The sequence below is a fragment of the Dactylosporangium maewongense genome (assembly GCF_039531485.1).
Taxonomy (GTDB): domain Bacteria; phylum Actinomycetota; class Actinomycetes; order Mycobacteriales; family Micromonosporaceae; genus Dactylosporangium; species Dactylosporangium maewongense.
The window spans coordinates 127,835-141,414 of record NZ_BAAAQD010000001.1 but is presented as its reverse complement, the minus strand read 5'-3'; the positions used below and the strand labels follow the sequence as shown (position 1 = coordinate 141,414).

11 protein-coding genes are annotated in these 13,580 nt (G+C 71.7%); 7 read left to right on the top strand and 4 right to left on the bottom strand.

Annotated elements, in window-relative coordinates:
* The first annotated feature begins 1,275 nt into the window (after window positions 1-1,275).
* Window positions 1,276-2,160 carry a phosphotransferase enzyme family protein gene (locus ABD332_RS00665; protein ID WP_344498329.1) on the top strand — a complete coding sequence of 295 codons (885 nt, stop codon included), beginning with the start codon at window positions 1,276-1,278 and terminating at the stop codon, window positions 2,158-2,160.
* Between the two features lie 38 nt (window positions 2,161-2,198).
* Here ABD332_RS00665 and ABD332_RS00660 read toward each other — a convergent pair whose 3' ends face one another.
* Window positions 2,199-4,952 carry a cellulose binding domain-containing protein gene (locus ABD332_RS00660; protein WP_344498327.1) on the bottom strand — a complete coding sequence of 918 codons (2,754 nt, stop codon included), beginning with the start codon at window positions 4,950-4,952 and terminating at the stop codon, window positions 2,199-2,201.
* 121 nt (window positions 4,953-5,073) lie between these two features.
* On the opposite strand from ABD332_RS00660, the gene ABD332_RS00655 reads away from it, so the two are divergent.
* Together ABD332_RS00655 and ABD332_RS00650 are read left to right on the top strand one after the other, a co-directional pair.
* Window positions 5,074-6,132, top strand: coding sequence for a hypothetical protein (locus ABD332_RS00655; protein ID WP_344498325.1), 1,059 nt, complete (start codon window positions 5,074-5,076; stop codon window positions 6,130-6,132).
* Window positions 6,133-6,228: 96 nt separating this feature from the next.
* On the top strand, window positions 6,229-7,806 hold the full coding sequence (locus ABD332_RS00650; protein WP_425552126.1) for a DHA2 family efflux MFS transporter permease subunit: 1,578 nt from the start codon (window positions 6,229-6,231) through the stop codon (window positions 7,804-7,806).
* 46 nt (window positions 7,807-7,852) lie between these two features.
* Here ABD332_RS00650 and ABD332_RS00645 read toward each other — a convergent pair whose 3' ends face one another.
* The gene (locus tag ABD332_RS00645) at window positions 7,853-8,683 is read right to left on the bottom strand and encodes an alpha/beta fold hydrolase (protein ID WP_344498321.1); all 831 of its coding nucleotides are present in this window, start codon (window positions 8,681-8,683) and stop codon (window positions 7,853-7,855) included.
* A gap of 74 nt (window positions 8,684-8,757) precedes the next feature.
* On the opposite strand from ABD332_RS00645, the gene ABD332_RS00640 reads away from it, so the two are divergent.
* Entirely contained in the window at window positions 8,758-9,063 is a 306-nt protein-coding gene (locus ABD332_RS00640; protein WP_344498319.1) for a PadR family transcriptional regulator, read from the top strand.
* The gene (locus ABD332_RS00635; RefSeq protein ID WP_344498317.1) at window positions 9,057-9,857 is read left to right on the top strand and encodes a hypothetical protein; all 801 of its coding nucleotides are present in this window, start codon (window positions 9,057-9,059) and stop codon (window positions 9,855-9,857) included. The genes ABD332_RS00640 and ABD332_RS00635 overlap by 7 nt, the downstream gene beginning before the upstream one ends.
* 1,167 nt (window positions 9,858-11,024) lie before the next feature.
* Here ABD332_RS00635 and ABD332_RS00630 read toward each other — a convergent pair.
* Window positions 11,025-12,269, bottom strand: coding sequence for a benzoate/H(+) symporter BenE family transporter (locus tag ABD332_RS00630; protein WP_344498315.1), 1,245 nt, complete (start codon window positions 12,267-12,269; stop codon window positions 11,025-11,027).
* A 62-nt stretch (window positions 12,270-12,331) separates the two neighbouring features.
* On the opposite strand from ABD332_RS00630, the gene ABD332_RS00625 reads away from it, so the two are divergent.
* Window positions 12,332-12,853, top strand: a complete 522-nt coding sequence (locus ABD332_RS00625; protein WP_344498313.1) for a helix-turn-helix domain-containing protein — start codon at window positions 12,332-12,334, stop codon at window positions 12,851-12,853.
* Here the strand turns inward: ABD332_RS00625 and ABD332_RS00620 are convergent.
* Window positions 12,850-13,038: a hypothetical protein gene (locus tag ABD332_RS00620; protein WP_344498311.1), complete on the bottom strand. Its 189-nt coding sequence runs from the start codon at window positions 13,036-13,038 to the stop codon at window positions 12,850-12,852. The two genes, ABD332_RS00625 and ABD332_RS00620, sit on opposite strands and share 4 nt — an antisense overlap.
* Before the next feature lie 59 nt (window positions 13,039-13,097).
* Here ABD332_RS00620 and ABD332_RS00615 point away from each other — a divergent pair, with 59 nt between their 5' ends.
* A complete protein-coding gene (locus ABD332_RS00615; protein WP_344498309.1) occupies window positions 13,098-13,553 on the top strand; it encodes a GNAT family N-acetyltransferase in 456 nt (151 codons plus the stop codon).
* The last annotated feature ends 27 nt before the right edge of the window (window positions 13,554-13,580 follow it).

Sequence of the window (13,580 nt, the reverse complement as noted above, 5' to 3'; positions counted from 1 at the left end):
CCGGTCCTGGCACGGCACCCGGTTCACCGGCTCTGACCACGCGCCCGCTCCGACCACACCCGCCCGGCGCTCACGCACAGCCCCGACTCAGTCGCACCCGGCCGACACCGCACACAACCCGACATCGCGCCCGGCCTGACGCGGCACCCGGCCTGGCACGGCGTCCGATTCACCAGCTCTGACCACGCATCCGCTCCGACCACACACCCGCCCGGCGCTCACACACAGCCCCGACCCAGTCGCACCCGGCCGACACCGCACACAACCCGCCACGTGCACAACCCGGCATCGCGCCCGGGCCTGGCGCGGCACCCGGCCCGGCACGGTGCCCGGTCCGGCACGGTGCCCGGTCCGGCACGGTGCCCGGTCCGGCACGGTGCCCGGTCCGGCACGGTGCCCGGTCCGGTGCGGTGCCCGGTCCGGTGCGGTGCCCGGTCCGGTGCGGTGCCCGGTCCGGTGCGGTGCCCGGTCCGGTGCGGTGCCCGGTCCGGTGCGGTGCCCGGTCCGGTGCGGCACCCGGTCCGGTGCGGCACCCGGTTCACCGGCTCTGACCACGCACTCGGTCGGCGCTCACACACGGCCCCGGGTCAGTCGCACCCCGGCCGGCACCGCACCCGGCCGGCACCGCACACAGCCCGGCATCGCGCCCGGCCTGGCGCGGCACCCAGTGTGGCGCGGCGGCCGGTTCACCGGCTCTGACCACACACCCGCCCGGCGCTCACACACAGCCCCGACCCAGTCGCACCCGGCCGGCACCGTACAGCCAGGCACCGTGCACAACCCGGCATCGCGCCCGGTCTGGCGCGGCGACCGGTTCAGTCGCGCCGATCTGGTCGCGCCGATCTGGTCGCGACGATCTGGATCACGCTCGACCAGGCGTGCCCAGAGCAGCGGCGTAGTGGGCTGTGGCTGGCTGGCCCTGACACGCCGAAACGGACCGGCCGCGATACCCCCAAGATGGACTGGCCACGCCCCGCGTGCGGGCGCCGCGGGTCCCCACGGTGCAGCGAGCCCTCCACCGCTGATGCCAGTTCGGGCAGTGCAGGCAACCCCTCCCCGCCAGCAGGACCGAATCACCCCATATGTGCACGTAATTCCCCCGCGGCCCGTCTGATCCGAGGACCTCCACGCCGGTGGCGTCAACCCAGCGCCGTGATCCATGGACGGGGTTGGTCGTTTGCGCGGCCGGATTCGTCCGTGGATCACGGCGGCGGGGAGGCGGCTCGTCCGGTGCTCACGCCGGGCGCCGCTCGGGGTGGGGCAGAGAATGGGGGTATGGAGGCTGCGGTGCGGTGGGTGCGGTCGTTGGCGGCGGCGGAGAGTGTGGCGCTGGTGGTCGGAGGGCGCTGCGGGTTGCGGGTGACGGGGTGCGAGCTGGTCAGGTCGCTGGTCAACGACGTGTACCGGGTGGACGTCGAGGGTGGCCTGGTCTATGCGTGCAAGGTGTACGCCGCCGGGAAGGCGCATGTCGCGTGGGAGCAGGATCTCGCGGTGCACCTTGCGGCGGCGGGGGTCACCGAGGCGGTGCCCGTTCCGATGGAGGACGGGGCGCTCGTCGGGGAGATCGAGGCGCCTGAGGGGGTGCGGCAGTTCACCGTCACGGTGTGGATGCGGGGTGGCAAGCCGCGGCCGCCGTGGTCCGGGGAGTTGTTCTTCCGGTACGGCGCGGCGCTCGCCCGGTTCCACGAGGCGGCGGACGGGTTCGGCAGCACGCATCCGGCCAGGACGTACGATCCGGTCCGCACGCTGGACGACGCGTTGTCGTACATCGGCGACCCCATGGTGCACGAGATCGCGGAGCGGGTCAGGCCGCTGCTGGACGGCATCGGCGACGTCGGGGTGCGGCACGGGGACGCCAGCCTGGACAACGTGCACCTGACCGATGACGGCAGGATGCTGTGGCACGACTTCGACCTTGCCGCCGTGGGGCCGCGAGGGGCGGACCTGACCGGGGCGTATGCGAGCGGGCACTGGCCGGCGTTCGAGGCCGGGTACGCCTCGCGACGGCGGACGACCGGCGACGTGCGGGCGCTGCGGGTGGTGGAGCTGGTGCGCAACATCGCGTGGCACCTGCGGGACAAGGTGGAGTTGCGGGGCACGGAGTCGACGGCCGAGGGCTGGGTCGAACGCGAGCTGCAGAGCCTGAGAGATCTGCTGTAGGCGGCGACAGCCCCGCCGCCGCCTACAGCGTCACTCCGCTACCCGACGGCGCAGGTCGTGCCGTTGAGGGTGAACGCGGTCGGTTGGGCGTTGGTGGTGTTGTTCCAGGAGGCGATGAAGCCGAAGTCGACGCTGCCGCCGTTGGCGGCGATCGTCTTCGTGTAGTCGGCGGGGGTGATGGTGACGTTCGCGCCGCTCTGGGTGTAGACGCCGCCCCAGATCTGGTTGATGACCTGGCCGTTGGCGTAGGTCCACTTGAGGGTCCAGCCGTTCACCGGGGCGGCGGAGCGGTTGGTGATCTTCACGGCGCCCTGGAAGTTGCCGCCCCACTGGCCGGCGACGGAGTACGCGACGGTGCAGGCGGCCGACGAGGACGGTGACTGCGACGCCGACGCCGATGCCGACGGGGACACGGACCGCGACGGCGACACCGAGACCGACGGCGACGCGGAGCGGGACTGCGAGGCGGACGGCGACGCGGAGAACGACGTCGGCGGGGCGCCGGTGCGGTCGCCGTAGATGATGCCGCGGCCGTTCGTGCCGAGGTACACCCGGCCGTAGATGCGCGGGTCGCCGGTGATGGTGTCGCCGATGTTGCCGTACTGGTGCTGGTCGTCGTTGATCCGCAGCCAGGAGGCGGCGGTGTCGTCGGAGCGGTAGACGCCCTTCTTGCCGTCGACCTGCGCCACGGCGAACACGGCCACGTTCGGGCGGCCCGGTGCGCCCTTGCCGAACCCGACGGCGTTCGCCGCCTGTACCGACGCGACCTTGGCGAACGAGACGCCACCGTCGGTCGACCGGAAGAGCCCGGAGGTGCCACCGGCCAGCCAGATCTCGCCGGCCACGCCCGGGACCGCCTTGAACGACGCCGTGGCGGGCAGGCCACTGGCGGCCGCCGTGAACGTGGCGCCGCCGTTGGTGCTGCGGTAGAACGTACCGCCGCTGAAACCGTAGAAGGTGCCCGGAAGCACCCGGTCGGACTCGACAACGGCATTCTGCGGAAGTCCATTAATAGAAGTCCACGTGTTGCCGAAGCCGACCGAGTAGACGGGAGCGGAGTTCTTCGGCGCCCAGACGAACCTGGACCCGTCGGCCGCGGCGGCGATGGTGCCGCCCTCGTTGATGCCGCCCGGCTCGCTGCCCTGGAACCAGTTCGCGCCGCCGTCGGTGGAGAACGCGGCGTGGCTGTCGTTGGGGCGGTCACTGTCGGCGAAGTTGCCGGCACGGACCATGACGCTCGGGTTGAGCTCGGCGTAGTCGAGGCTGGTGGTGCTGGTGAAGTACGGCGACTGGAACATCATCGCGGGCACGGCGTCGAGGTTCGTGTGCCGGAAGCCGCCGATGTCGCCGAGGCCGGAGATGAGCGGCGCGCCGGTCGGCGGGCTGATGAGGTCCAGCACCGCGGTCTCCTCCAGGCCCGCGGCCATGGGCTTGATCGTGATCTGGCCGCCGGTGTCCCAGGTGGTGAGGTCGGTGCTGCCGTACACGGTGGCGCCGGTGCCGTACATGAACCGGTTGGAGTTGAAGGGGTCGATCTCCATCGACTCGGTCATCCAGCCGAGCTTCGGCGTCACCTCGGGGGGCTGCGGGTTGGCCCCGAGGGAGAGCCACGGCGAGCGGCTGACGTCCATCTTGTACCGGAAGCTCCGGTTGGGGTAGCTGGTGAAGTCCCAGATCCGGGTCCAGGTCGCGCCGCCATCGGTGCTGCGGAAGAAGATGACGTCCGGCCACCACGAGATCTGCGTGGCGACCATGATGGTGCCGGGGTGCTGGCGGTCGATGGTGAGGCCGCTGTACCCGAAGTAGTCGTCGCTGCTGCTGCTCGGCACGGGGCTGATCTGCGTCCAGGCGCCGGTCGCGGTGTTGTACTTCCAGACGTCACCCTTGCCGCCGTCGTACGGGCCGCCGGTGTCGCTGGTCGCGATGTACAGGTAGCCGCCGGCGGTGTCCAGGACGCCCTTGTGCGACAGGTACCCGGTCGGCTGCCCCGCGACGCGCTCCCAAGTGGTGCCGCCGTTCGTGGTGCGGTACACGGTGTTCTGCTTGTCGGCGACCCCCACATAGATGGTCTGCGTCGCATTACCAAGAGTCCCGGAGCGCTTGTCGAACGTCACCCAGGTGATGCCCTGGTTGTCGGTCAGGTACCCGTTGGGGTCGCTCGGGTCCTGTGCGTAGTTGCCCGGGTTGGGGAACGCGGTCACCTTCGCCCAGGTGACGCCGGAGTCGGTGCTGCGCCACAGCCCGTTGCCGCTGGGTGCGCCGAGGTACAGGATCGAGTTCTTGTTCGGGTCGATCGCCAGCCGCTCCCCCATGCCGCGGCCGGGCATGTTGCCGCCGAGCTTGAACGGCAGGGCCGAGGTCTGCCAGGTGGCGCCCTTGTCGGAGGAGCGCAGGACCGCGCCGTTGTTGGGGTCCCAGCTGTTGGTGTACATGCCGGCGGCCGCGTACACCTTGTTCGGGTCGACCTCGTCGGTGGCGAGGCTGACGACGCCGTTGTAGCCCCAGTTGTCCTGGCCGACCCAGTCCAGCAGGGGGATCCAGCGGTTCGTGGCGGGGTCGAGGCGGTACGCCCCGCCGATGTCCGTCCGGGCGTACACCAGATTCTGCTGCTTCTGGTTGAAGATGATGCCCGGCACGAAGCCGCCGCCCTCGATCTGGACGTTCTTGAGCGCGTACGGGTCCGCGGCCGCGGCCTGCGCGGGGCTGGTGGCGGTCTGCACGGCGACGCCGACGGCGACGACCGTCACCGCCCCCGCCAGCCCGGCAATGAGCCCTCTCAGCTTGGTTCGCATGGGCCGCATGGTGTGAGCGCTCACTGTCCCGGGTCAACGAAGCTGGTGTCCCACCCCAGGTCAAACCCCTTCGGAGTGTGAAACTCTCACCACGCGGGTCGCTTGCGTATGGTTGAGCCCCGTGAGACGGGCCCGACCGCTGATCGCCCTCGCCGCCGCGCTCGTCGTCGGCGGGTGGCTGCTGTTCTCCCCCACGTCGCGGGACACGCCGCCCTCGGTCGCGCCGTCGGGTGCGGGGACGGTCACGGCGACGCTGGAGCCGGGGGTGATGCCCGCGAAGCTCGCCGACGGGGTGATCTACACGCCGCTGCTCTATCTGGAGACCGGCGCCTCCGTCGGGACCGCCCCGTCCGCCGACGGTAAGGCCGAGCGGCTCGTGTTTCGGGAGGCTGCCGCGGTACGGGAGCTGCGCAGCGTGCCGAAGGACCTGTTCCCGCAGTGGCTGGGCCTCACCGCCGCCGACGGGGTCCTCTACTGGGCGGAGTCGGCCGCGACCGCCGCGGGGCCCTACGAGACGCGGCTGTGGCGCGCGCCTCTGGCCGGAGGGGCACCGGTCGCGCTGACCGCCGACACGGGCGGGATTGTGTTCTTCGACTCACAGTACGACCTGGTCGTCGCCGAGGAGCGGGTGCACTGGGTGGCCGCCACGCCCGACGACGCGCCGAAGACGGAGGTGCGGTCGGTCGCCGTCACCGGTGGCGCCGTCAGCACGGAGGTCATCGACGGCCGGTACAGGTGGAGCTCCTGGCCCTGGCTCGTCAGCGTCGACCCGGGCGCGGCGACGCTGCTGAACCGGGCCGACGGGCAGCGGCGATCCGTGCCGGCGACCGCGGCGGAGACCATGCTGTGCACGCCGGAGTGGTGCCGCGCCATCCAGGAGACGGCGAGCGGGCGCAACCTCGTCGACGTCATGCGCGCCGACGGCGAGGGACGGCGCCGGGTCGCGGGTGACCTGAACGCCGTCGGCGTCGATGTCGGCCTGCTGGACCGCTTCGAGCTGCTGACCGGGGTCGAGGACGAGTCGCTGCGGCTGCTCGCGTACGACCTGACGACGGGCCGGACGACCGTGCTCGCGCGGGACGTCGGCGTGGTGACGACCAAGGCCGGCCTCGTCTGGTGGTCCACCGGGAGCCCCGAACCGACCGCCTGGCACGTGCTGGACCTGCGGCGGCTGGCGTAGCCACAACCCCTGTAATAGGCCGGAATCGAACGTGTGCTCGACTAGTAATCAAGCCGCGTAGGCTGGTCACCGGCCTTTTCACGGACGGAGACCTCGATCAGGAGGGGTTTTGTGACGAATCCAACGGCCACGGCATCGACCAAGATCGACGCCGCGGTGCTGAAGATCGCGGGGGTCGTGGTCCTCGGTGCGATCATGTCGATTCTCGACATCACTGTCGTCAGCGTGGCGCTGCCGACCTTCCAGACCGAATTCAACGCGTCGTACGCGACCGTCGCCTGGACGATGACCGGTTACACCCTCGCGCTGGCAACCGTCATCCCCCTCACCGGCTGGGCGGCGGACCGGTTCGGCACGAAGCGGCTGTACATGGTCGCCCTCGCCCTCTTCACGATCGGCTCCGGCCTGTGCGCCACCGCCGACTCCATCGGCCAGCTCATCGGCTGGCGGGTCGTGCAGGGTCTCGGCGGCGGCATGCTCATGCCGCTGGGCATGACGATGCTGACCCGGGCCGCCGGCCCGGAGCGGATCGGCCGGCTCATGGCCATCCTCGGCATCCCGATGCTGCTCGGCCCGATCACCGGCCCGATCCTCGGCGGCTGGCTCATCGACGACTACAGCTGGCACTGGATCTTCCTCATCAACCTGCCGATCGGCGTCGTCGCGCTGGTCTACGCGGCGCTCGCGCTGCCGAAGGACGAAGCGCACCCGTCGGAGTCCTTCGACTTCCTCGGCATGTTGATGCTGTCCCCGGGCCTCGCGCTGTTCCTGTTCGGCGTGTCGTCGTGGCCGGAGGCCGGCACGTTCTCCGCGACGAAGGTGTGGCTGCCGATGCTCATCGGCGGGCTGCTCGTCATCAGCTTCGTCTTCTACTCCTTCAAACCGGCGCACCCGCTGCTGGACCTGCGGCTGTTCCGCAACCGCAAGCTGACGATCGCGACGATCACCCTGTTCGTGTTCATCATCGCGTTCATGGGCGCCGGCCTGCTGTTCCCGAGCTACTTCCTGCAGGTCGGCGGCGAGTCCACGCTGCACGCCGGTCTGCTGATGGCGCCGCAGGGCATCGGCGCGATGCTCACCATGCCGATCGCCGGCATGCTCGCCGACAAGGTCCCGGTCGGCCGGACGGTGCCGTTCGCGATGGCGCTCATCGCCGCCGGCTTCTTCACGTTCACGCAGGTCACCGCCGACACGTCGTACTGGCTGCTGTGCGGCTCGCTGTTCGTCATGGGCCTCGGCATGGGCGGCACGATGATGCCGATCATGACGTCGGCGCTCAAGACGCTCGGCCACGCCGAGGTCGCCCGCGGCTCCACGCTGGTCAACATCCTCCAGCAGATCGGCGGCTCCATCGGCGGCGCCGTCATGTCGGTGATCCTGACCAGGCAGCTCAACGAGTCGGACCTGGTGCCGGGCTCCAACCCGCCGGTCACCGAGGCCCAGCTGGCCATCGCGGCGCAGCACTCCGACCAGATCAAGGCGCAGGTGCCGCCGCCGCTGTTCGAGAAGGGCCTGGACTTCGTCGCGGAATCGTTCGCCACGACGTTCTGGGTCGGCTTCGCGCTGGTCCTGTTGACGTTCATCCCGATCGCCTTCCTGCCGCGCAAGAAGGAGCCGAAGGCGGCCGGCGACGACGCGGCGGCCGGCGCCGCGACGCCGGTGATCGTGCACTGACGTCCTGATTGGGAAAGGCCGCCCCGGTTGCCGGGGGCGGCCTTTTTCATGCCCGTTTGAAAGATCCGGCCGCGAAGAACTCGGCGAACGGCCGCACGAACGCCGGCCGGGCGATGTTGGCCGAGTTGTGCGACGCGCCGGGGATGAGCATCGCCCTCCCCCTCGGGGCGGCGTCGGCGACGGCCTGGCAGTTCTCCATGAAGTACCGGGGGCTGCGGGCACCCGCGGCGAGCAGGAGCTCCGCGCTGACGCCCGCGTAGTCCTCCGCCTTGCCGCTGTGGTCATGGATGCGGCGGATCTCCGGCGGCATCGTCAGCATGAGCTCGACGAACCGCTTGCCGATGCTCGTGCGCAGGAACAGGCTGGTCATGGCCTTGGCGACCGGGAACGGCACCTTGGCGCCGAAGTCGTCCGGGTAGGTGGCCCTGGCCATCACCGTCATCGCCCGTGCGTGGTCACCCTGCCGCACGAGCCGCTCGAACTCGTCGAGGAACTCCGCCGAGGGGCGGCCGCCGAAGTACAGGCCGGGGTCGTACACCGCGATCCGCTCCAATGGGAGGGTGAGACCCGCCCGGAGCGCGGTGAACCCGCCGCCGCTGTGCCCGAAGACGCTGCGCGCACCGGTGTGCTCGAGGACCGCACCGAGGTCGGCGAGGTCCGTCTCCACCGTCTCCGTGCCGGTCAGCGGCGCCGAGTCGACCCGGCCGCGCCGGTTGTACAGGTGCACGGTGAACCTGTCCGCGAGCGCGGCGGCCAGCCGTTGGTAGTCCCGGACGGCGACGCCCCCGCCGTGCAGGATCACGATCCCCGGCCCGGTGCCGGTCGAATACACGGTGACCTTCGCACCGTCCCCTGAGGTGACCTTCGCTTCTCTCATGTTCAATTATGCGAACGGTGTTTGCAGTTTTTCAACCCTATGCAGAACTGGCAGTAGCTATATAGAGTACGGACATGGCCGGTTTGCGCATGACGACGCCGCGGCTGCTCGTGCTGCGGGCACTGCTCGACGACCCGGCGCGCGAGCGCTACGGGCTCGACCTGGCCACGGAGGCGGGGCTCGAGCCGGGCACGATCTACCCGATCCTGGTCGCCTTCGAGGGCGCGGGCTGGCTGTCCAGCCGCGAGGAGGAGATCGACGTGCACGCCGCCGGCCGCCCCCGCCGGCGCTATTACCTGCTGACCGCGGCAGGCGTGACCGCCGCCCGAGCGGCCCTCGCCAAGCGGTCCGCCCCGCGCGTCGGGCGCCTGGCGTGGTGACCGGCGCGGCCCCGGCCGCTCTCACCACCGGCGTGCGGCTCGCCGTCGCGACGCTCGCGCTGCTGCTGCCCGCCGCGTTCCGCGACCGCCAACGCGCCGAGTGGACCGCGGACCTCATGACCCTGCCGGCCGGCCACTGGCGCTACCTGTTCGGCGCGGCCCGCACGCTCCCGGCGCTGCGCGCCGCCGCACACCGCGCCGGCCTCTCCCGCGGCCCGGTCGCCGCCGCCGCGACCTTCCCCTCGGACGCGCTGGCCCGCACGCTGCTCGCCGGCCTCGGCTGGCCCGTGCTGTCCTGGCTGCTCATGGTGCCGCTGCGCTACTTCCTGTTCGACATCCCCGGCCGCATCGCCGCCGGCGGCGGCCCCGACGACCCGAAGAGCCTCTGGCCCTCCGGCGCGCTGTTCGTCGTCCTGCTCCCGCTGATCCTGGCGCTGACCTTCGGCGCCTATGTCGCCCTTGCCGGCGGCTGGCTCCTCGCCGCCTCGATCGGCCTGGCCGGTGCCGCCGTGGGCGTCGGCCTGCGGCGCCTCTGGCTCGCCGTCGCCGGCCTGTCCCTCGCCGCGGCCGCCCTGCTCGCCGTGACGGTCGCCGGCCTGCCCGTCTTCGACGCCGACCCGGGCTATGGCGCCGCCCTCCTCGGCACGACGGCCGTCGCCCTCGGCCTGTGGTCCCGCACCCTGAGCCGGTGGCAGCGAGGCTGGCTGCTCACGATCGGCCTGGCCGCAGCCGCGGTGCTGGCCGCCCACCACACCCCCCTCGGCGCGGCCATGCACACCTGGTACCTGGACTGACCCGCTCCGACGACCGACCCGCCGGCCCGCCGGTCCCTCTGAGGAGCGCGGGCCCGCACCCTCCAGACTTGCGCTCCCAAGCCGCTCTGTGCCGGGCGGCAACTCACACCTCCGCGTCTGGGCCGATCCCCGCCTTGGGCGGCCGCCGCGTCTGGGGCTGACCGTCGTATTGGGTGGCCGCCGCGTCTGGGTGCCCTCTGTTTGATCTGCACACCAGCACCCCGGCCCACACCTGCGACTGGCTCCAGGTGGCTCCCGAGTGATCCCGTGCGGTTCTGGTAGCTCCGGCTACCACACGGGATCATGGAGCAGCGACCGGCGCCGATGACCGGAGACCTTCCCGCCCGGCTCCCACTCCCGCCCGCCTGGTCAGCATCCTCAAGGCCGGCGCTCCACCGGTCGGCGGCCACCACGGCCAGGTGCCCACACACCGCCATCTTCCAGGGGCAGCGCGTGGAGATCAGCTTCCACCGGGGCCGCTGCCTGGCCCAGCAGCCAGACGATGCCGCCGTCACCGACAGCACGCCGCCAGGCAGCCCCGACACCGACGGTCCGCCAACGAAGTCCGAAGCCGCTTCGGACTGCGGGCACCCTGTGCGCAGCCGGATCCCGCGCCCACGCACCATGCAGACGTCGATCAATGCCCCGATACACCCCGTTCCAAGGCGGAAGTCGCCCAGCCGCCAACCCCACCACCGCTGGCCACCCGACCTCACCACCGCCCAAGCCATTGCAAGCCACAGGACGACCAGCCCACAGGCGAACCCAGGGCTCCACCCAGCCACGCGGACAGGGCTGCCGGCTGAAAAGGCGTGGAGCTGGAAGACGTCGATCAATGCCCCGAAACGCCCCGTTCCAAGACCGATGCCGCGCAGCCGCCGGCCCCGCCACCACCGAGAGCGGGCCACCACCGGCCCGCACCACCGAGAGCGGGCCACCACCGGCCCGCCGCCACCGACCGCGGGCCACCACCAACAGCGGGCCGCCACCAAGCAGCCACCGACCCAGCTGCTGCCCAGGGCCATCGCCAACCGCGGGGTGCTCGACCCGCAGGCGAGGCCCACAACCACTCACCACCACAGACATTGGTCAATGCCCCGAATCGCCCCATTACGAGGTGGATGTCGCGCAGTCACCGGCCCTGTCGCCGCTGGCAGCGGACCGTCGTCACCGGGATGCTGCCGGACCTGCAGCGGTGGGCGACGGCAGTTCTGTCGCGGCGGGAGAAGGCGGGGTCGGGTCCGGAGGCGAGGAGGGCCTGGTCCGGCGGTACAGGAGCAGCGCCGTCAAACCGCCCGCCACGAGGCCCCAGAAGGCGGGGCCGATGTTCAGGATCGTGGTGCCTGACGCTGTCACGACGAAGGTGACCACCGCGGCCTCGCGGCCCGACGGGTCGGTGACCGCGCTGGCCAGCGAGGCGCCGAGGGCGGACAGCAGGGCCAGGCCGGCGACGGCGATGACCAGGACCGGCGGCGAGAGCAGTACGAGCGCCATCGCCAGACCCGCGCCGAGGCCGAGGGTGAGCTGCCCGGCGCCGAGGGCGGCCGTGGCGACCCAGCGCCGGCGGGGGTCGGGGTGGGTGTCGGGGCCGGCGGTGAGGGCCGCGGTGATCGCCGCCAGGTTGAGGGCGTGGCCGCCGAACGGGGCGGCGAAGGCGCTCGCCAAGCCGGTGGTGACGAGGACGCCGCGGAGGGGTGGGGTGTAGCCGTACGTGGCCATGACGGCCATGCCGGGGACGTTCTGGGCGGCCATGGTCACCAGGAACAGCGGGACGGCGATGCTGATCAGGGCCGGCAGGTTGAACGTCGGCACCGTGAGCACCGCGGCGGGGGCGATCGAGACGCCGGTGAGGTGGACGCCGCGGACGGCGATCGCGACGACGGCGGCCAGCAGCGCGCCCGGGACGGCCCACTGGCGGGCGAAGCGGGTCAGCACCGCCCAGGCGAGCACCACCGGGATGGCGAGCGCGGGCACGTCGACGACGGCGCGGACGGGAGCGGTACAGAGGCTGAGGATGACGCCCGCGAGCATGGCGCCGGCGATCGGGCGCGGGATCGCGGCGATCGCCCGGCCGAGCCACGGCGACAGGCCCGCGACGACGATGAGCGCGGCGCAGACGAGGAACGCGCCGACGGCCGCGGGCCAGCCGCCCTGCACATGGCCGGTGGCGACGAGCAGCGCGGCGCCGGGGGTGGACCAGGCGATGCTGATCGGCATGCGGAACCGCAGCGCGAGGAAGACGGCGGTCGCGGCGATGCCGGCGCACAGGGCGAGCAGCCCGGACGCGGCCTGCGCGGGGGTGGCGCCGACGGCGCGCAGGCCGGCGAGCACGACGGTGAACGAGCTCGCGTACCCGACCACGGCGCTCACCAGCCCCGCCAGGATCGGCTGTGCCGAATCGAACCGCCGCATGACCACCCTCCGTTTCGCGTTCCGTATACGGAACGACTTGAAGAGAATGGCACCATAGCTGCGTGGAGACAAGTCTCGGTGACCGGCTGCGGGAGCTGCGGGCCGCGCGGGGGATGTCGCTGTCGGAGCTGGCGCGGGCCGCCGGCATCGGCAAGGCCACGCTGTCCGGGCTGGAGCACGGGACCAGGAACCCCACGCTGGAGACGCTCTACGCGGTGGCGGGTGCGCTGGGCGTACCGCTGACGGCGCTGGTGCGGGAGCAGCACGGCGAACCCGTCCGGGGGTCCGCGGTCACGGCGACGCTGCTGGAGGTGTTCGACGAGCCGGGGGTGACGTTCGAGCTGCTGCGCATGCGGGTGCGCCCAGGCGTCGTGCAGCAGTCACCACCCCACGCGCCGGGCGTGACCGAGCACGTCACGGTGTCGGAGGGTGTACTGCGGGCGGGCCCCACCAGCGCACCATTGATCGCGGGGCCGGGCGAGCACATCGCGTGGGCCGCCGATGTGCCGCACGTGTACGGCACCGTCGGCCCGGACGAGGTGGTCGCCACGCTCCTGATCAGGTCTCCCCGCGGGCAGACCTAGTCGACCGTGGTGTCCTCGGAGTCCTGGTCCTTGTCGTGGCCGTGCCCGGTGAGCCCATCCACGATCGCGTCGATGGGCTGCCCGATGTAGTCGAAGTCGGGCACCGCGATCCGCTCCGCTTCGTCACGGATGATGTCGATGTCCACGGTCTCGTCGACGCGCGGGACGTCATGCCTGCTGGTCATACTGAACCAGTTTCCGGCCGGGGCAGCCGCCAAACCCGGACTGTGGCATCGTCGCCACGATGGAGGTCCGCACAGCGCGCACCGAGGACGTCGACGCCCTCGTCACGATCCATCAGGTGGCCCGCCGCACGTACTACGGCGACCTGGAGATCCCTGACGACACGAGGGAGTTGCGGGACGCGTACACCATCAGCATCCAGGCAACGGATCGCCTCGTGCTGTGCGTCGACGGCGCCCACGGGCCTTTCGGTTTCGTGTCGTTGGGACCGCCGGCGCGGCTCGTCGGCCTGTACGTCGACCCCGCGCACTGGCTCCGCGGCGCCGGCGGCGCCCTGCACGACGCCGGCGTCGCCGCCTGGCGCGAGGCCGGGATCACCGAGGGTCAGCTGGAGGTCTGGGACGGCAACGACCGCGCCAAGGCCTTCTACCTGCGGCGCGGCTGGCAGCCGTCCGGCGATCGCCGCGACGGCCCGCTGGGGCGCGACTTCGTGGTCCTAGGACTGAAGGTGGTGTAGGGCTCAGTCTTTGGACCGTTCTGCGGG